Here is a 17,894-nt window from a genome sequence, read left to right as displayed (position 1 = left end):
CCGTAGGGCGTGTCGTTGGCCATCGCCACGGCCTCCTCCTCGCTGTCGAAGCCGAACACCGCCAGCACCGGGCCGAAGATCTCCTCGCGGCCGATGGTCATCTGTGGCGTGACGCCATCGAAGACCGTGGGCGGAATGAACAACCCCGGGCCGTCGATGGCCTGGCCACCGGTGCGCAGCCGCGCGCCCTCTTCCACACCCTGGCGGATGTAGTCGAGGATGCGCCGGTGCTGGGTCTCGTCGACGATGGCACCCATGAAGCTCTCGGGGTCGAGCGGATCGCCGGGCTGCATGGTCTCCGCCGCTTTCAATACGCGCTCGACGAACTCCTCGCGGATCGCGTTCTCCACCAGCAGCCGGGAGCCGGCGATGCACACCTCGCCCTGGTTGTGGAAGATCGCCGCGGCGGCGTGGCTCGCCACCCGGTCAAGCTCCTTGCAGTCGGCGAAGACGATATTGGGCGACTTGCCGCCGCACTCCAGGTAGACCCGCTTGAGGTTGGACTGGCCGGCGTACTGCATCAGCTGCTTGCCCACCGCCGTGGAGCCGGTGAAGGCCAGGCAGTCGACTTCCATGGAGAGCGCCAGCGCCTTGCCCACGGTATGGCCGAAGCCGGGCAGCACCTGGAACACCCCACGCGGTATCCCCGCGTCCTTCGCCAGTTGGGCCAGGCGCAGCGCCGAGAGCGGTGACTTCTCCGAGGGCTTGAGGATCACGCTGTTGCCGGCGGCCAGCGCCGGGGCGATCTTCCAGGCGGTCATCATCAGCGGGAAGTTCCACGGCACGATGGCCGCCACCACGCCGATGGGCTCGCGCAGCACCAGCGCCAGGGCGTCCTCGCCGGTGGGCGCCACCTCGCCGTAGAGCTTGTCGATGCACTCGGCCTGGTAGCGGATACAGGCGATGGCACCATTCATGTCGCCCAGCGAGCTCGAAACCGGCTTGCCCATGTCCAGGGTATCGAGCAGCGCCAGCGCGTGCTTGTTGGCTTCCATCAGATCGGCCAGGCGCAGCAGCACCTTCTTGCGCTTGCTCGGCGCCAGGCGGGACCACTCGCCGCCGGCGAAGGCCGCCCGGGCCGCGGTCACGGCCAGCTCGGCATCGACGGCGTCGCAGCTTGCCACCTGGGCCAGGATCTCGTTTGTCGCCGGGTTGCGCGACTCGAAGGTGTCGCCACTCACGGCGGCGACGAAGGCGTCGTCGATATAGGCGCGCGACTCGAAGGCGAGCCCGGCGGCCAGGGCCTGCCAGTCGTCGCGGGTCCTCGGGGACTCATTCGTGGAATGGCTCATGCGATGGACTCCTCGGTAGCGGGTTGGCGAAGGCCGGCCAGGGTGGCATCAAGGGCGGCCCGGGCCTTGGTGACTAGTTCGTCGATCTCATCGTGGGTAATCACCAGGGGCGGCGAGATGATCATGGTATCACCCACCGAGCGCATCACCAGACCGCCAGCGAAGCTGAAGTCTCGGCACAGGTTGCCCACCCCCAGCGCCTTGTCGAAGCGCTCGCCGGTCTCGGGGTCGACCAGCTCCAGGGCCCCCATCAGGCCAAGAGAGCGCACATCGCCCACCAGCGGATGCTCGGCCAGTTCGCCCCAGCGCCTGGCCAGATAGGGCCCCAGGTCGTCGCGGACCCGCTCCACCACGCCCTCGGCCTCGATCAGCTCCAGGTTCTTCAGCGCCACGGCGGCACAGGCAGGGTGTCCCGAGTAGGTAAAGCCGTGGAAGAACTCGCCGCCCTCCTCGATCAAGGTATCCGCCACCCGATCCCCCACCAGCACACCACCGATGGGCAGGTAGCCGGAAGAGAGCCCCTTGGCGATGGGCATCAGGTCCGGCTTGAGGTCGTAGTGAATGCTACCGAACCACTCGCCCAGGCGCCCGAAGCCGCAGATCACTTCGTCGGCCACCAGCAGGATATCGTACCTGGCCAGCACCTCCTTGACCGCCGGCCAGTAGCTTTCCGGCGGCATGATGGCGCCACCGGCGCCCTGCACCGGCTCGGCGATAAAGGCGGCAACGTTCTCCTCGCCGAGCTCCTGAATCTTCGCCTCCAGGGCCGCGGCGCACTCGATACCGAAGGCCTCGGGACTCATGTCGCGCCCCTCACCGAACCAGTAGGGCTGGCGGATATGGGCGATGTTCGGCACACAGGGGCCGCCCTGACCATGCATCGCGTCCATGCCGCCGAGACTCATGCCGGCCAGGGTGGAGCCGTGGTAGCCGTTCTCGCGGCCGATGATCCACTGCTTCTGCGGCTGGCCCTTCAGCGCCCAGTAGCGGCGCACCATGCGAAGCACGGTGTCGTTGGCCTCGGAGCCAGAGCCGACGAAGAAGACGTGGTTGATGTGCTCCGGCGCCAACTGCACCAGCTTCTCGGCCAGCTTCACCGCCGGCGGGTGAGTGGTCTTGAAGAAGTTGTTGTAGTAGGGCAGTCGCTCGAGCTGCGCGGTGGCGGCCTCGACCAATTCGTGGCGCCCGTAGCCCAGGTTGACGCACCACAGGCCGGCCATACCGTCGAGGATGCAATTCCCCTCGCTGTCATGGATATAGACGCCCTCGGCACGCTCGATGATGCGGCTTCCCTCCTCCCCCAGCGCCTTGAAGTCGGTAAAAGGGTGCAGGTGGTGGGCGCGGTCCAGCGCCTGATAGTCACGAGTCTTCATGGGTAACGTCTCCAGAAAGGGGCACTCAGGCCAGCTGGGTGATTGATGGGATGTGAGCAGCGCCCTGATGAGCACGGCAAGCCTCGGCGAAGCCGCGGAACAGGGCGTCATGGAGAGCATGCTCGCGAGGCTGCCACTCCGGGTGCCACTGCACCGCCAGGGCGAAGGTGGCGGCATCCGCCACCGATACCGCCTCGATCAGGCCGTCCGGGGCCCAGGCCTCGGCCACCAGCCCCTCGCCCAGACGGTCAACACCCTGCTGATGCAGGGAATTGACCCCCGAGCGGGTATCACCGAACAGGCGCGCCAAGGCACCGTCGGCGCGGATCTCAAGATCATGCGCTGGCGAATACTGGGCCGCCTTGTTGGCGCCGCCAGGCTCGCGGTGATCGAGCATGCCGGGCGCCGCCTGCACCGCCTGATGCAGGCTGCCGCCGAAGGCCACATTGAGTTCCTGAAAACCGCGGCAGATGCCGAATAGCGGCAGCGCCAGGGCCAGGGCCTCGTGGATCCAGGTCAGGGCGGCGGCGTCGCGATGCCTATCGTCCCGGGTATTCTGGGGCGCGCGCTCGGCGCCATAGCGATGGGGCTCCACATTGGTGTAGCTGCCGGTCAGCAGCAGCCCATCGACCCGGGAGAGCAGCTCACGGGCCGCCTCGCGGTCATTCTCCTGATCGCTCCACACCGGCAAGATCACCGGGTTCAGGCCATACTCACGCAGGGCACTCAGGTATTTTTCGGTTACCATCTGGGCGGCGTGCCCCTCCACCTCTCGGCGGCAGGCAATCACCCCCACCAGGGGTCGTGTCGTCATGGCTGGCTCCTCGCAGGATCGCTCAGGCGTTGTTATGGTTTACTCAACATACCCATGTTGATTTATCTTTCCAAGCATCCCACTGGAAAATCCAGGCATAAATAATTAAATATCTGTTTTTAAAAGAAATAAATCGAATCATCAAAAAACCTAAAACCACAAAAGCGTAAAGGATTTGACAACACGACTCCACCAAGAAAGGATAAAGGTCATCAACAACGACCATAAGCCCCACAGGTGAGCGCCATGTTTTCCACTCCCACCGATGACATCCAGGACTTTCTCGACCGCCACCCCGAGATCGACAGCTTCGATCTGCTGATCAGCGACCTCAATGGCGTCATCCGCGGCAAGCGCATCTCCCGGGATAACCTGGCCAAGGCCTACAGCAGCGGCATTGCCCTACCCGCCTCGGTCTTCGCCCTGGATATCAACGGCAACACCATCGAGGAAACCGGCCTGGGCCTGGCCACCGGCGACGGCGACCGCCTCTGCCGACCGATTCCCGACAGCCTGATGCCAGTGCCCTGGCTGCGCGGCGGCCGCCATGGCCAGCTACTGATGACCATGGTGGAACCCGACGAGTCGCCCTTCTTCGCCGATCCCCGTCAGGTTCTCACCCAGGCATTGAAGCGCCTGACCGCCATGGGCCTGACCCCGGTGGTGGCGCTGGAGCTGGAGTTCTACCTGGTGGACCGGACGCGCACGTCCTCAGGCGCAATACAGCCGCCCTGCTCACCCCGCAGCGGCGAGCGCGCCACCCAGAGCCAGCTCTACTCGATCCAGGAGCTCGACGAATACGCCGACTTCCTCGACGACATCCAGTCCGCGGCCCGAATCCAGGACCTGCCGCTGGATACCGCACTCAAGGAGTGCGCACCGGGCCAGTTCGAGATCAACCTGGTGCACTGCGACGATGCCCTCCGGGCCTGCGACAGCGCCGTGCTGCTCAAGCGGCTGATCAAGGGCGTGGCGCTGACCCACGGCTTCGAGGCCACCTTCATGGCCAAGCCCTATGGACTGGAAGCCGGCAACGGGACCCACGTGCATATCAGCCTGCTGAACGAGGCCGGTAACAATGTCTTCAGCGATACCGAGGGCGATGCGATGGGCACGCCGACGCTGCACCACGCCACCGCCGGCCTGCTGGAGCTGATGCCGGCCTCGATGGCAATCTGCGCCCCCAACCTCAACTCCTTTCGTCGCTTTCAGCCGGGGCTCTACGTGCCCATGGCACCCACCTGGGGCTACGACAACCGATCGGTGGCGCTTCGGATCCCCTCCGGACCCAACGGCGCCCGCCGGATCGAGCACCGGGTCGCCGGCGCGGACGCCAACCCCTACCTGCTACTCGCCACCCTGCTGGCCGGCATCGAGCACGGGATCCAGCAGCGCCTGGCACCACCCGCACCGGTGACGGGAAATGCCTACGACCAGTTTCCCCCCAGCCTCACCAACAGCTGGCAGCAGGCTCTGGATCTGCTGGAGGCGAACGAGGTGCTGGGCGAGGCCCTTGGCCGCGACTTTATCCACGTCTTCGTGGCCAACCGCCGGGCCGAGCGGGCCCAGGCCATGCAGGTGGTCAGTCAGCTCGAATACGACTGGTATCTACGCCACGTCTGATCGCCGATTTTTGCCTTGCGACCCACATGGATGTGGGAAGTGCGCTGGCCCGTAGGGAACGGGCCTGGCCCTGACCATCGCTCGCTCACTTTTCACCTCAGCGACTCTGTCAGCACACAACATCAAAAAAACACGGAATCTCCGGCTCATCTCAAGAGCCGGCGGACCGGGATATGTCCATCCAAACGACCACATACAACAATGAGGCGACCTCCATGGAAACCCCGAAACGACGGCTCTGGTTGTCGAGCCTGCTGCTCCTGCTGTTGATGGCCGCCGGCCCCCTGCTGGCCGATGACCGCCTGTCGACGCCCAGCCTGATTCTCCAGGGCGTGGGCTTCGAGATCGAGGTCGACGCCGGCGCCGACCATCGCCTGACCCTGGATGGCCAACCGCTGACGCTAACCGAAGGCGAAGCGGGCCAGTGGCTCGCCGAGGCGACCCTCGGCGAGGGAGCCGGGGTGCTGGAGCTCTTCGATGCCCAGGGCCAGCTGCTGGAGCGCCAGGAGCTCTCCACCATTCCCGCCTGGCTGTCGCTGGTGCCGGCACTCACCGCCATCGGCATCGCCCTGGTGTTCCGCCAGGTGATCGTAGCGCTCTTCCTGGGAATCCTGCTGGGGGGCTGGATCTACCACGGCATGAGTGCTGGGGCCCTGTTCACCGCCTTCAACGAGACGGTCAGCGTGCACCTGCTGGAGGCCGCCAGCGACAGCGAGCATATGGCGGTGGTGCTCTTCTGCCTGCTGATCGGCGGCATGGTGGGCATCATCTCGCGCAACGGCGGCACCCAGGGCATCGCGGCGCGCATTACCCGCTATGTTCACAACCGACGCCAGGCCCAGGCCACCGCCGGCCTGCTGGGGCTGGCCATCTTCTTCGACGACTATGCCAATGCGCTGATCGTCGGCAACACCATGCGCAATATCTTCGACAAGCTGCGCATCTCCCGGGCCAAGCTGGCCTATATCGTCGACTGCACCGCGGCGCCGGTCTCGGCGGTGCTGCTGGTGACCACCTGGATCGGCTTCCAGGTGGGCCTGATCCAGCAGGCCATGAGCGATATCGATGGCTGGAACGAGCCCGCCTACACCGTCTTTATCAAGTCCCTGCCCTATAACTTCTACCCCTTCCTGGCGGTGGCCTTCGTCTTCCTGCTGCTGTGGAGTCGCCGCGATTTCGGCCCCATGCTGGGCGCCGAACGCCGCGCCCTGGCCGGTCAGGCTAGCCGCTCACCGATGTCGCCCCGGGAGGCGGTGGTGGAAGAGGCCGAGATCGAGACCAAGCCGGGCATTCCCCTGCGCGCCACCAATGCAGTGATTCCCATGCTGGTCCTGGTGGCCTTTACCATCGGCGGTATCTATACCACCGGCTCCGCAGAGCTGGGTGCGGGAGATCACGGCATCCAGGATATCTTCGGGGAGGGCGACGCCTTCGCCGCCATGATGTGGGGCTCGCTGGCCGCCTGTATCACCGCCGTAGTGATGACCATGGCCCAGCGACTGATGACCATGAGCGAGACCACTCACTACTGGTTCGAGGGGGTCAAGTCGATGCTGCTGCCCCTGACCATTCTGATGATGGCCTGGGCCCTGGCCAACGTGAATGCCACCCTGGGTACCAGCGACTTCCTGATCGCCGCCCTGGGCGAGGCACTCTCGCCCCAGTGGCTGCCGGCCGCCATCTTCACCCTGGCCGCCTTTACTGCCTTCGCCACCGGCTCCTCCTGGGGGGTGATGGGGATCATGATGCCGCTGACCATTCCCCTGGCCTGGGCGGTCCTCGACCTCCATGGCCTGGCGGGAACCGCCGAAGGCATGCCGCTGCTCTATGCCTCGGTGGCCGGCGTGCTGGCCGGCGCTGTCTGGGGGGACCACTGCTCGCCGCTGGCCGAGTCGACCCTGCTGGCGGCCATGGCCAGCGGTTGCGACCTGATCGAGCATGTGCGCACCCAGCTGCCCTATGCCCTGCTGGTGGGAATCGTGGCACTGCTGTTCGGTAGCGTGGCGGTGGGCCATGGCGTCAGCTGGTGGCTGGGCCTGATCGTTGGCCTGATCGTGCTGGCCCTGGCCCTGCGACTGCTGGGCAAGCGCGCCGAGGATAGCGTCATCAAGACCAGGCCCGCGATCGCCTAGTCAAGGCGTCGTTCACAGAAACGCCAAGGGGGCCGCAGTCGCGGCCCCCTTGGCGTTTAGGCTACCTGCGTAATGTCCTGTGAAAACAACGACGCCCCGGCTTGGGGCCGGGGCGTCGTGGATCGAGCGTGGTGCTGGCGGAATCAACCTTCGTTGGTGATCTGGCTCTCCCAGCGGGGCCGGCCATCCTCGATGAGGACACGGTCGCCCTGGGGCGAAGTTTCCACACGGCTGGTCTGTACCACGTCGCCGTAGCGCCAGGTAACGTCATAGCCGAGGGTTTCCTGGTGTGAATCCATCACCGTATGGCACTGACGCTGCGTGGTCGTATAGGTCTGGGGCGCCTGATTGGCCTCGATGCGGCCCTGCACTTCGCGTCCCGCCAGGCCGCCGCCCACCACACCGGCAACGGTAGCCAGTGTCTTGCCGCTGCCGCCCCCGACCTGGTTGCCCAGCAGGCCACCGACGACGGCACCGGCAGCCGTACCGGCGATGCGGTTCGGGTCACGGCTGGGCTGCTGTGGCGCTGCCTGGCTGACCACGACGTCCTCGCATACCTCGCGGGGCGTCTCGACGCTGCGCGTCACGCGCTCCGTGCCGACAATATCGGCATACTGGGGTCCGCTCTCCTCCGGAGGCTGCTGGACCTGCCAGGCGCCGAACGCCAGACCACCCAGACCGAAAACGGCCAATGTCACGCCTACGACGGTTGATTTGTTCATCTGTCACCTCCTCTGTGGCGCACAGGCGCCTTGCCGACAAAATGCAAGGGTCGGCTCCGACGATATGCGGCGAATGCGATGAGGGACGGCGCATCCTGCGCCGCCAGGGGAATGAAGCCCAGTATACGCTGTCGCGAAGTGTAAAGATGTTCCCAGGCATCACTTCCACAATTTCTGACCAGGCGTCGGCGTAAAGCGACAATCTTGGACTTTGTCCGAAAGCTGTCTCAGTATCCCAACCGATCGCGCAGGGAATAGTCCCAGGCGCCCAGCGCCGCACCCTGGCCGGTCAGGCTAGCCGCTCACCCAACTGCCCTATGCCCTGCTGGTGGGCATAGCGGTCCTGCTGTTCGGTAGCGTCTCCAGCCAGGCGCGGGTGGGGCCGATCTGGTTAAAAGTATAGATGTGCAGGCCCAAGAAGCCTGCCCCCCCCTCTCCCAGAGACGACCGGAGGCCACGCAGCAGGGCGTCGGGGCGATAGACGGCCGGCCCGAACAGGCGGGTCATCCAACCGCCCTGACGCTGCAAGGTCCGTACCGAGTGGCCGAGACCGAGCCGCAGGGCGATGCTGAGCAGCCGCTTGCGCTCCATCACCCCGGGGATGCCGGCATGGACCGGCAGCCGCAGGCCGCGCCGCTGCTGCCGATCGCGCCAGGCCAGCAGGGGACCGGGCTCGAAGCAGAGCTGGGTGACGGCATAGTCGGCGAGCGCCGCCTTGGCCTCAAGATCGCACTGCAAGGAGGCCGCCTCGATATTGTGATGGCCTTCCGGATAGGCCGGCACCCCGACGCGCTCGGGCCGCGTCGACAGCACGGTCATGGCCTCGAGCAGCGCCAGGCCATGGGGGAAGTCGCCCAGCGGGCGCTCGGCGTCGCCGCCCACCACGAAGACGTCCTCGACACCCAGCGCCGCCAGTCGTGCCAGCAGCCGCTCCAGGTGGGCACGATCGCGCACCAGGCGGGCGGCGAGATGCGGTACCACCCGAAAACCGGCCCCCGCCAGCCACTCGCTGGCCTCCAGGGTGCGCTCGAGGCCGTGGCGCGGCGAGCAGGTCACGGTGACCACGGCACCTTCGGGCAGCGCCCCGGCCGCCTCCTGCATACCGCGGATAGGGAGCAGTTCAAAGCGGGTCGCCAGCCACGCCGGGCGAGCGAGGGCCGCCAGGGCGGCCCGATTGGCATCGTTCATGGCGCCTCCAGGCACTCACGAGGCAATCACGGTTGCCAAGTTAGCGAAGGGGCGCCGGGGGCAAGCCGAAGAGGAGGTCCTACGCCAGGGATGGCGTCGGTAGCGCCCATGGACGGGTTTACAGCGCCTCCTCGCAGGCTTGCCCCCGGATCAGCCCCGAGCGGTGTCGCTCTCGGTGACGGCTTATGGTTGCCTCACCCCTTGGGAATTGCCTTGCTCGGGTCGTGGAAGGGCTTCTCCACCACCACGGCGTCCTGCAGGCCGGTATTGGCCTCGATGCGCAGCGGGGTGCCCAGCTCGGCATAGGCGATGGGCACCATGGCGTAGCCGATGTTGCGCTCCTGGCGCGGCGAGCGGGTGGCCGAGGTCACCTGGCCGATGCGCTCACCGTCCGGGGCATGGACCGGGAAGACGTCGATCATCGAGCCATCGGTGAAGTACCCCACGCTGGGTCCGTCGATCTCCACCCCCACCAGCTTGCGCGACACCCCCTCGGCCTTGATCCGCTCCAGGGCGGCGCGGCCGATGAAGTCGTCGTCGCCGCGCAGGTCGACCATCCAGTCGTAGCCCATGCCCACCTCGAAGGGGTTGGTGTCGTACCAGATGTCGCAGCCGAAGGCGAGGATGCCGCCTTCGATGCGGCGGATGTGGCAGGGGCCGATCACCTGCATGTCATGGGGCCGCCCGGCTTCGAAGACCCGCTGCCAGAGCGCCTCACCATGCTGGCTGGCGTCACGCAGGTAGATCTCGTAGCCGATCTCGCCGGAGTAGCCGGTGCGCGAGATCACCACCGACATGCCGTCCAGCTCGGCCTCCATCAGGTGGTAGTAGGGCATGCCCAGCACGGCGTCGCCAAAGAGGTCCACCATCACCGCCTTGGCCCTGGGTCCCTGGACCTGCACCGGCGCCACGTCCACCTCCTGGATGGTAACGTCCAGGCCGGCATGGACCGCCAGGCCCCGGCACCACAACAGGATGTCGCTGTCGGCCAGCGACAGCCAGAAGCGGTTCTCCTCGATGCGCAGCAGTACGGGGTCGTTGAGGATGCCGCCATCAGGGGCGGTAACGAAGACGTACTTGCACTGACCCACCTGGCACTGACGCATGTCACGGGGCACCAGCCGTTGGACGAAGGCGAAGGCGTCGGGCCCACTGATCTCGATCTGGCGCTCCACCCCCACGTCCCAGAGAGTGACGCCCTGCACCAGGGCCCAGTACTCATCCACCGGGTCGGTGTAGAGCCGTGGGTGGTAATGGTGGTTGTAGACGCTGTACTTACGCACCCCGTGCCGCCGGGAGGCGTAGAAGAAGGGCGACTTGCGGATGCGCGGATAGAGCAGGATCTCCGGTGCCGCCTGGGTTTGCTCGATGCTCTCTAGTACCTGGGACATGGCCTGTCTCCTCAACGCTGAGCGGATCACGAAGCGACGCTGCGGGCCGCCTCTATCTGGAAGCTAGTGCTTCACCACCCCGCCGTCTCGCTGTGAACGTCAGCCACTTTGGTGCCGGCGACATCAGCCCCACCGGGCTGTCGCCCTGACGCAAGAGGACGTCGCCGCGGGACAGTGAGCCCCGGAACCCCTGCCTATCCTGAACTCGACGGCCCGCAGCCAGAGCCCCCAGGAGGCAAGCATGGCAACCCTTCCCCAGCAGGCGAACGCGGTGATCATCGGCCAGGGCGGCATCGTCGGTGCCTCAGTGGCCCATCACCTGATCGAGCAGGGCTGGACGAATCTGGTCGGTCTCGATACTGCCGCCATTCCCACGGACGTCGGCTCCACCGCCCACGCCTCCGACTTCTGCTACATGACTTCCCACGACCGCATGGCGTGCTACACGACCACCTACAGCCGCCGCTTTTACGAATCGCTCGGCCACTATCACCGGGTCGGCGGCCTGGAGATCGCCCGTGTCGGTGACGAGGCCCGCCTGGCGGAGCTGCAGCGCAAGGTCGCCTCGGGCAAGGCCTTCGGTACCAACGTCCGGATGATCGGCGCCGACGAGGTGGTGGAACGCTTCCCGCTGCTGCAGCGGGAGCTGATCCTGGGAGGCCTGTGGGACCCCGATGCCGGCCTGGTGGTACCCCGCTCCCAGCGGGTCGCCGGCCTCTTGGTCGAACGCGCCCTGGAGACTGGCCACCTGCGGGTGTTCGCCGACACCCCGGCGCTGGACATCGACGTCCAGGCCGGCCAGGTGTGCGGGGTGGAGACGCCCAGGGGCTATGTCGCCACCCCCCTGGTGATCCTCACCGCGGGGATCTGGGGACCGCTCCCCGCGGCCATGGCCGGGGTGGCGCTGCCGCTGATGCCGGTGGAGCATCCGCTGATGTTCTTCGGCCCCTTCGACGCCTTCGCCGGCACCGGCCTGGAGATCGGCTACCCGCTGCTGCGCGACCAGGGCAACTCCGCCTATTTGCGCGACACCGGCGACCCGCGCTCCACCGAAGGGGGAATGCTGGAGTGGGGCTACTACGAGGCCAACTCGCCGCGCCTGGTCCATCCCCGCGATATTCTCTCCCGGGAGAGGGCCCGCCTCTCCCCCTCCATGCGCGACCTGGACGCCGATCAGGTGGCCACGCCCTACGAGCGCGCCATCGAGCTCACCCCCCTGCTCGGAGAGCTGGGCTGGGACGAAAAGCACTCCTTCAACGGCTTGCTTTCCGTCACCTCCGACGGCGGATCCCTGGTGGGCGAGGCCCCGGAGACCCGCGGCCTGTGGTGCTGCGAAGCGGTGTGGGTCAAGGACGGCCCGGGCATGGGCAAGGTGCTGGCCGACTGGCTGACCCGGGGCCGCCCCGAACTCGACCCCTGCGGCATCGATATCGCCCGCTTCTACCCGGTGCAAAAGACGCCTCACCATGTGCAGGGCCGCTGCCGGGAGATCGCCCAGAAGATCTATGACCCACCGGTGCACCCCCGCGAACCCTTCGCGAGCGGCCGCGACCTGCGGCGCAGCCCTTTCTGGCCCCGGGAGCGCGAGCTCGGTGGCTACTTCATGGAGGTGGCGGGCTGGGAGCGCGCCCACGGCTATGCCGCCAACGAGACGCGGCTCGCGTCCTATCTCGAGCGGGTGCCCGAGCGCCCCGCGGAGTGGGACGCCCGCCACTTCTGGAGGGTCGCCAATGCCGAGCATCTGGCGCTTTCCGACGACGTGGGCATGATCAACCTCTCCCACTTCGCCATCTACGACATCGCAGGTCGCGACGCCGAGGCCCTGCTGGAGCGGCTCTCGGTGGCCAGGGTGGGCGGCGACAGGCCGCCCGGCAAGGGGGTCTACACCCATTTCCTCGACGCCTACGGCGGCGTCCACTCGGACCTGACCATCGTGCGCCTGGCCGCGGACGCCTTCCGCGTGATCTGCGGCGGCGACACCGGCCACCGCGACCTGATGTGGATCACCCGCCGCGCCGAGGAGTTCGGGCTCACCCACTGGCACCTGGAGGATCGCACCGACAGCCTGGCCACCTTGGGGCTGTGGGGGCCCAACGCTCGGCGCACTCTGCAGGCGCTTGCCGACGACCCGGCACAGCTCGACGCGGCCCGCTTCCCCTTCGCCACCGCCCGGGAGCTGCGCATCCAGGGCCTGCCGGTATGGGCCTTCCGCATCTCCTACGTGGGGGAACAGGGCTGGGAGCTCTACGTGCCCTTCAGCTATGGCCTCGCCCTCTGGGACCGCCTCTTCGAGGCCGGAGCGATTCCAGTGGGCATCGAAACCTACGCCAACAGCCGCCGCCTGGAGAAGAGCCTGCGGCTGCAGAACGTCGATCTGCTCACCGACTACAACCTCTACGAAGCCGGCCTGGCCCGGCCGAAGGTGAAGGAGGCCGACTTCCACGGCAAGGCCGCCTACCTGGAACAACGCCAACGGCCACAACAACCGGCCAGCCTCTGCACCCTGGTGATGGAGGCGCACCAGGACGCCGCGGGCAGGCCGCGCTATCCGGTGGGCCAGTCGCCGCTGCTCGACCCGGAGAGCGGCGAGGTACCGGTGGATGCGCTCGGCCGGCGCTCCTACACAACCAGCATCGCCTACGGGCCCAGCCTGGGCCGCAATATTGCCCTGGGCTACCTGCCCGTCGACTACGCCGAGGAGGGGCGCCAGCTGCTGATGGAATACTTCGGCGAACACTACCCGATGCGGGTGGCGGCGGTGGGCTATCGGGCGCTTTACGATCCGGAGAACCACCGCCCGCGCAGTTGATCCACGCCTGCCTCATGAACCCCCTCAGGGCGCCTCGCCGCCCTGAGCTGTGCCTTGAGTGGCCTCGCCCTGCACGGCGGTGAACTCGGTTTGACGCTCGTGACGCCCCTTGCGCTCCGCGCTCGGCGAGTGGCCGAAGTGGTCGTGATAGCACTTGGTGAAGTGCGGCGGCGAGATGAAGCCGCAGGCCAGCGCCACCTCGGTAACCGGCATATGGGTCTGCAGCAGCAGCAGCCGGGCCCGGGCCAGGCGCAGCTCCAGGTAGTACTTGAGCGGCGGCTTGCCCACGTAGCGCTGGAAGAATCGCTCCAACTGGCGGCGCGACAGGCCGGCGTAGCTGGCCAGCTCGTCCATGGCCAATGGTTCCTGCAGGTTGGCCTCCATCAGGGTGGCCACCTCCTCCAGCTTGGGGTGGCTGTGCCCCAGGCGAACCCGCAGTGGATAGCGCTGGCGATCGCTCACGCCGCGGATGCGCTCGTGGATGAACTCCTCGGCAATCGCCTCGGCCAGCGCCAGCCCCTGCTGACGCCCGATCAGATTGAGCAGCATGTCCAGGGGCGCGTTGCCACCGGAGCAGGTATAGCGGTCGCGATCCATGACGAAGAGCTGCGAAGTAAAGGTCACTTCGGGAAAGCGCCGCGCCTCGTGGAGGCTCGAGATGTGCTCCCAGTGCAGGGTGCAGCGATAGCCATCGAGCAGGCCGGCCTGGGCCAGCACATAGCCGCCGGTACACACCGCCCCCAGTGGGATGCGTCGCCCGGCCAGGCGGCGCAGCCAGGAGAGGGTCGCCCGGTCGCAGTGGCGCTGTACCTCCACCCCGGCACAGACCAGCAGCAAGTCCAGGGCAGGCACCGGCTCCAGCGCCTGGTCCACCAGCGTGGCCAGGCCATTGCTGGCCGACACCGCAGCGCCGTCGCGGCTCACCAGGTGCCAGGTGTAGAGACGACGGTCGGCCAGGTGGTTGGCCATACGCAGCGGCTCCAGGGCCGAGGAGAAGGCGAGATGGGAGAAGCCCGGCAGCAGCAGGAAGCCGATATCGTAGTGGCCGCTGACCTGCATGCCGTGGAACGCCATTGTGGCTCCTTTCCCAGGGGGATTACTGGCAAGGTAGACGAGCCGACGTCGTCTGGCGACGCCGCTGCTTTCCTATTCGACAGCGGGGAACGACCGATTGTCTCATGACAGAGGATGCCCCAAGTGTCGCTGCGGCCAAGCCGCCTGACGTCAGCACACAAACTCGACGGCCAAATGACGCAATACTGAGCCTAATCGCCGGTACGATCATCAAGCCCGAGGAGAACGACGATGCCCCCCCGCTCCCCCGCGACCGACCAGACCCGCCCGGTCCCACTCGACAACCTGAGCCTGGCCCGCGCCACTCGCCTCTGGCCCATCGAGGAGATCGCCCACCGCCTGGGGCTACCCGGCGAGGCGGTGGAACCCTACGGGCGCGGCATCGCCAAGCTCGACCCGGTGGCCCTGGCGGCGCTGGCCGAACGCCCCCGGGGACGCTACGTGGTCGTCTCGGCCATCACCCCCACCCCTCCGGGAGAGGGCAAGACCACCACCGCCATAGGCCTGGTCCAGGGACTGCAGCGCCTCGGTCACGTCGCCAGCGTGGCCCTGCGGCAACCCTCCATGGCCCCGACCCTGGGCCTCAAGGGCGGTGCCACCGGCAGCGGCTACAGCCAGGTGCTGCCCATGGAGCGCATCAACCTGCACCTGACCGGCGACCTGCATGCGGTGAGCGCCGCCCACAACCTGCTGGCGGCCATGGTCGACAACCATCTGCATCACCGCCTCGAACCCGAGCTGGATCCCCGTACGATTTGCTGGTCGCGGGTCATCGATCTCAACGACCGCGCCCTGCGCCACCTGGTGGTAGGACTCGGCGGCAGCGGCGACGGCGTGCCCCGCCAGACCGGATTCGAGATCACCGCCGCCTCCGAGGTAATGGCGGTGCTGGCCCTGGCCGACTCCCTCGCCGACCTGCGCCGCCGTCTGGGACGCTTGATAGTGGGCCAGGACCGCGCGGGCGAACCGGTAACCGCCGAGCAGATCGGCGCAGCCGGCGCCATGACGGTGCTGCTCAAGGAAGCATTCAAGCCCAACCTGCTGCAGACCCTGGAGCACGCCCCGGCGCTGATCCATGCCGGCCCCTTCGGCAACATCGCCCACGGTAACTCCTCCATCGTCGCCGACCGGATCGGCCTGCACGCGAGCGACTTCCTGGTCACCGAGGCGGGCTTCGGCGCCGACATGGGCGCCGAGCGCTTCTTCAACATCAAGTGCCGCATCTCGGGCCTGGTACCGGATGCCGCGGTGCTGGTGGTCACGGTGCGGGCCCTGAAGTACCACAGCGGCCGTCACCGGCTGACGCCTGGGCTGCCGCTGCCCGCCTCCCTGCTGGCCGAGCACCCGGAGGAGGTGCACGAGGGTGGCGCCAACCTGCTCAAGCAGATCGACAACATCCGCGCCCACGGCATCACCCCGGTGGTGGCGATCAACGCCTTCCCCGGTGACCACGAAAGCGAATATGCGGCCATCCGCGAGCTGTGCGAGTCGGTAGGGGTCAGAGCGGAGCTCTCCACCCATGTGCGGGATGGCGGCAAGGGTGCCCAGGCACTGGCCGAGGCCCTGATCGAGACGATAGACGAGGCCGACGAAACCGGGAACGATTTCCACTTCCTCTACCCCGACGAACTGCCGCTGGCGGCCAAGATCGAGCGCATCGCCACCCGCCTCTACGGCGCCGAGGGGGTCGACTTCGCTCCCACGGCCCGGCAGCAACTGGACGCCTGGCAGCGTCAGGGCCATGGCCGGCTGCCGGTATGTATCGCCAAGACGCATCTCTCGCTCTCCGCCGACCCGAGCCGGCTAGGCGCTCCCACGGGCTGGCGACTGCCGGTCCGCGAGGTGCGGCTCTCCGCCGGCGCCGGCTTCGTCTATGCACTGGCCGGCGATATCCGCACCCTGCCGGGACTCAATGCGACCCCGGCCGCCACCCGACTCGATATCGACGAGAACGGAGAGACCGTGGGGCTCTACTGATCAAGCCGGCAGAACACACTCGGGGCTGATCCGTCGACAGGTCTCTGAGGAGGCGCTGTGAACCCTTCCCTGGGCGCTACTTTTGCCATCCATGGCAAAAGACCTCCTCTTCGACCTGTCCCCGGCGCCCCTCGTTATGTGGCAACTGCGATAGCCCTGCGGTGGTCAGGATATCGAGCGCAGCAATGGACTCAGCGTTATATGCCGAGCTTGTCACGGGTGGCGTAGTACCAGGCGCCGAGGGCCGAGAGGGGTACACGCATCAGGCGCCCCCCGGGGAAGGGCAGGTGCGGCAGGCCGGCGAAGGCATCAAAGCGCTCGCTCGCTCCCCTCATGACCTCGGCAATCAGACGCCCGGCCAGGTGGGAGCAGGTCACCCCGTGGCCGGAGTAGCCCTGGGCATAGAAGACGTTGCCGTTGAGCCGCCCGAACTGCGGCAGGCGATTCAGGGTCATCAGGAAATTGCCGCTCCAGGCGTAGTCGATCCTGACCTCGGCCAGCGAGGGAAAGGTCTTCAGCAGCTTGGGCCGGATCAGCGCCGCGATATCCACCGGATCCTGGCCGCCGTAGTTGACGCCACCGCCATAGAGGAGCCGGCCATCACCGGTGAAACGGTAGTAGTCGAGCAGATAGTTGCAGTCCTCCACCGCCATGTCGTTGGGTATCAGCTCACGCCGCAGCGCCGCCGGCAACGGCTCTGTGGTGATGATCTGGGTGCCGCAGGGCATCGACCTGTTCTCCAGCTCCGGCAGCACCCCCTGCAGATAGGCGTTGCCGGCCATGACCACCCGCTGGGCCGTGACCGTGCCTTGCGGGGTGCGCAGCACGACCGGTTCGCCGTGCCTCACCTCCAGCACCGGGGTCTGCTCGTGGATCACCCCGCCCAGCGCCTCGAAGGCCGCCGCCTGGCCGAGCACCAGGTTGAGCGGGTGCAGGTGGCCACCGGAGTGATCCACCAGCGCTCCCACATAGCGGTCACTGTTCACCTCCCGCTTCAATGCCGAGCCTTCCAGCAGCTCCAGCTCATGGTGGCCGTAGCGCTCCCAGAGTGCCTTGTGCTCGACCAGCCCCTGCATCTGCCGAGCGTTGCAGGCGGCGAACAGGTTGCCGTCCTTCAGGTCGCACTGAATCGCATACTGCGCTATGCGTTCGCGGATGATGCGGTTGCCCTCGAAGGCCATGTCGCCCAGCGCCCTGGCGGTCTCGCTGCCATACTTCGCCTCGATCACGTCCATGTCGCGGCTGTAGCTGTTGACGATCTGCCCGCCGTTGCGCCCCGAGGCACCGAAGCCGACCCGAGCCGCCTCCAGCACCACCACCTGCATGCCCTGCTCAGCGAGATGAAGCGCCGCGGAAATACCGGTAAAGCCCGCCCCGACCACGCAGACGTCACACTCGATGTCGCCCGCAAGGGCGGGACGCGCCGGCGACGGGTTGGCCGTCGCCGCATAGTAGGACGCCACATGTTCGCTGCAGGCACTGCTCGTCATCTCGATACC

12 protein-coding genes are annotated in these 17,894 nt (G+C 67.0%); 4 read left to right on the top strand and 8 right to left on the bottom strand.

Translation table 11 applies throughout. From position 1 onward, the window contains the following. From LY622_RS13550 to LY622_RS13540, 3 genes are all read right to left on the bottom strand, one after another. Positions 1 to 1,292: aldehyde dehydrogenase family protein (locus tag LY622_RS13550; protein ID WP_234291367.1), on the bottom strand; the 1,292-nt coding region annotated here is incomplete at its 3' end. Beyond that, positions 1,289 to 2,665 carry an aspartate aminotransferase family protein gene (locus LY622_RS13545; RefSeq protein ID WP_234291366.1) on the bottom strand — a complete coding sequence of 459 codons (1,377 nt, stop codon included), beginning with the start codon at positions 2,663 to 2,665 and terminating at the stop codon, positions 1,289 to 1,291. The genes LY622_RS13545 and LY622_RS13550, both read right to left, overlap by 4 nt. Positions 2,666 to 2,690: 25 nt before the next feature. Further along, the gene (locus LY622_RS13540; protein ID WP_234291365.1) at positions 2,691 to 3,479 is read right to left on the bottom strand and encodes a gamma-glutamyl-gamma-aminobutyrate hydrolase family protein; all 789 of its coding nucleotides are present in this window, start codon (positions 3,477 to 3,479) and stop codon (positions 2,691 to 2,693) included. A 246-nt stretch (positions 3,480 to 3,725) separates the two neighbouring features. On the opposite strand from LY622_RS13540, the gene LY622_RS13535 reads away from it, so the two are divergent. Beyond that, positions 3,726 to 5,102 (top strand): glutamine synthetase family protein, encoded by a 1,377-nt coding sequence (locus tag LY622_RS13535; RefSeq protein WP_234291364.1) that lies wholly within the window; start codon positions 3,726 to 3,728, stop codon positions 5,100 to 5,102. A 215-nt stretch (positions 5,103 to 5,317) separates the two neighbouring features. Beyond that, positions 5,318 to 7,234: a Na+/H+ antiporter NhaC family protein gene (locus LY622_RS13530; protein ID WP_234291363.1), complete on the top strand. Its 1,917-nt coding sequence runs from the start codon at positions 5,318 to 5,320 to the stop codon at positions 7,232 to 7,234. 143 nt (positions 7,235 to 7,377) lie between these two features. On the opposite strand, the gene LY622_RS13525 is transcribed toward LY622_RS13530, so the two are convergent. The 3 genes from LY622_RS13525 to LY622_RS13515 all read right to left on the bottom strand — a co-directional run bounded on the left by LY622_RS13525 (position 7,378) and on the right by LY622_RS13515 (position 10,535). Continuing rightward, complete coding sequence (locus tag LY622_RS13525; RefSeq protein ID WP_234291362.1) at positions 7,378 to 7,956, bottom strand: glycine zipper 2TM domain-containing protein; 579 nt, start codon at positions 7,954 to 7,956, stop codon at positions 7,378 to 7,380. A 315-nt stretch (positions 7,957 to 8,271) separates the two neighbouring features. Next, the gene (locus tag LY622_RS13520; RefSeq protein ID WP_234291361.1) at positions 8,272 to 9,144 is read right to left on the bottom strand and encodes a methylenetetrahydrofolate reductase; all 873 of its coding nucleotides are present in this window, start codon (positions 9,142 to 9,144) and stop codon (positions 8,272 to 8,274) included. 194 nt (positions 9,145 to 9,338) lie between these two features. Continuing rightward, positions 9,339 to 10,535 (bottom strand): glycine cleavage T C-terminal barrel domain-containing protein, encoded by a 1,197-nt coding sequence (locus tag LY622_RS13515; protein WP_234291360.1) that lies wholly within the window; start codon positions 10,533 to 10,535, stop codon positions 9,339 to 9,341. Positions 10,536 to 10,776: 241 nt separating this feature from the next. Between LY622_RS13515 and LY622_RS13510 the strand changes: the two genes are divergently transcribed. Further along, the gene (locus LY622_RS13510) at positions 10,777 to 13,344 is read left to right on the top strand and encodes a GcvT family protein (protein WP_234291359.1); all 2,568 of its coding nucleotides are present in this window, start codon (positions 10,777 to 10,779) and stop codon (positions 13,342 to 13,344) included. A 24-nt stretch (positions 13,345 to 13,368) separates the two neighbouring features. On the opposite strand, the gene LY622_RS13505 is transcribed toward LY622_RS13510, so the two are convergent. Continuing rightward, entirely contained in the window at positions 13,369 to 14,418 is a 1,050-nt protein-coding gene (locus LY622_RS13505) for a GlxA family transcriptional regulator (RefSeq protein WP_234291358.1), read from the bottom strand. Positions 14,419 to 14,649: 231 nt separating this feature from the next. On the opposite strand from LY622_RS13505, the gene LY622_RS13500 reads away from it, so the two are divergent. Continuing rightward, complete coding sequence (locus LY622_RS13500; protein WP_234291357.1) at positions 14,650 to 16,395, top strand: formate--tetrahydrofolate ligase; 1,746 nt, start codon at positions 14,650 to 14,652, stop codon at positions 16,393 to 16,395. Positions 16,396 to 16,592: 197 nt separating this feature from the next. On the opposite strand, the gene LY622_RS13495 is transcribed toward LY622_RS13500, so the two are convergent. Further along, the gene (locus LY622_RS13495) at positions 16,593 to 17,885 is read right to left on the bottom strand and encodes an NAD(P)/FAD-dependent oxidoreductase (protein ID WP_234291356.1); all 1,293 of its coding nucleotides are present in this window, start codon (positions 17,883 to 17,885) and stop codon (positions 16,593 to 16,595) included. Positions 17,886 to 17,894 lie beyond the last annotated feature (9 nt).

The organism is Halomonas alkalisoli (assembly GCF_021412585.1).
GTDB classification, from domain to species: domain Bacteria; phylum Pseudomonadota; class Gammaproteobacteria; order Pseudomonadales; family Halomonadaceae; genus Halomonas; species Halomonas alkalisoli.
The sequence above is the reverse complement of the archived record's forward strand: the minus strand, read 5'-3'. Positions and strand labels throughout refer to the sequence as shown.

What these genes read in the sequence shown, in the direction of transcription:
- LY622_RS13545 (WP_234291366.1), bottom strand. Translation starts at nt 2,665, where the DNA reads ATGAAGACTCGTGACTATCAGGCGCTGGACCGCGCCCACCACCTGCAC.
- LY622_RS13540 (WP_234291365.1), bottom strand. Translation starts at nt 3,479, where the DNA reads ATGACGACACGACCCCTGGTGGGGGTGATTGCCTGCCGCCGAGAGGTG.
- LY622_RS13535 (WP_234291364.1), top strand. Translation starts at nt 3,726, where the DNA reads ATGTTTTCCACTCCCACCGATGACATCCAGGACTTTCTCGACCGCCAC.
- LY622_RS13530 (WP_234291363.1), top strand. Translation starts at nt 5,318, where the DNA reads ATGGAAACCCCGAAACGACGGCTCTGGTTGTCGAGCCTGCTGCTCCTG.
- LY622_RS13525 (WP_234291362.1), bottom strand. Translation starts at nt 7,956, where the DNA reads ATGAACAAATCAACCGTCGTAGGCGTGACATTGGCCGTTTTCGGTCTG.
- LY622_RS13520 (WP_234291361.1), bottom strand. Translation starts at nt 9,144, where the DNA reads ATGAACGATGCCAATCGGGCCGCCCTGGCGGCCCTCGCTCGCCCGGCG.
- LY622_RS13515 (WP_234291360.1), bottom strand. Translation starts at nt 10,535, where the DNA reads ATGTCCCAGGTACTAGAGAGCATCGAGCAAACCCAGGCGGCACCGGAG.
- LY622_RS13510 (WP_234291359.1), top strand. Translation starts at nt 10,777, where the DNA reads ATGGCAACCCTTCCCCAGCAGGCGAACGCGGTGATCATCGGCCAGGGC.
- LY622_RS13505 (WP_234291358.1), bottom strand. Translation starts at nt 14,418, where the DNA reads ATGGCGTTCCACGGCATGCAGGTCAGCGGCCACTACGATATCGGCTTC.
- LY622_RS13500 (WP_234291357.1), top strand. Translation starts at nt 14,650, where the DNA reads ATGCCCCCCCGCTCCCCCGCGACCGACCAGACCCGCCCGGTCCCACTC.
- LY622_RS13495 (WP_234291356.1), bottom strand. Translation starts at nt 17,885, where the DNA reads ATGACGAGCAGTGCCTGCAGCGAACATGTGGCGTCCTACTATGCGGCG.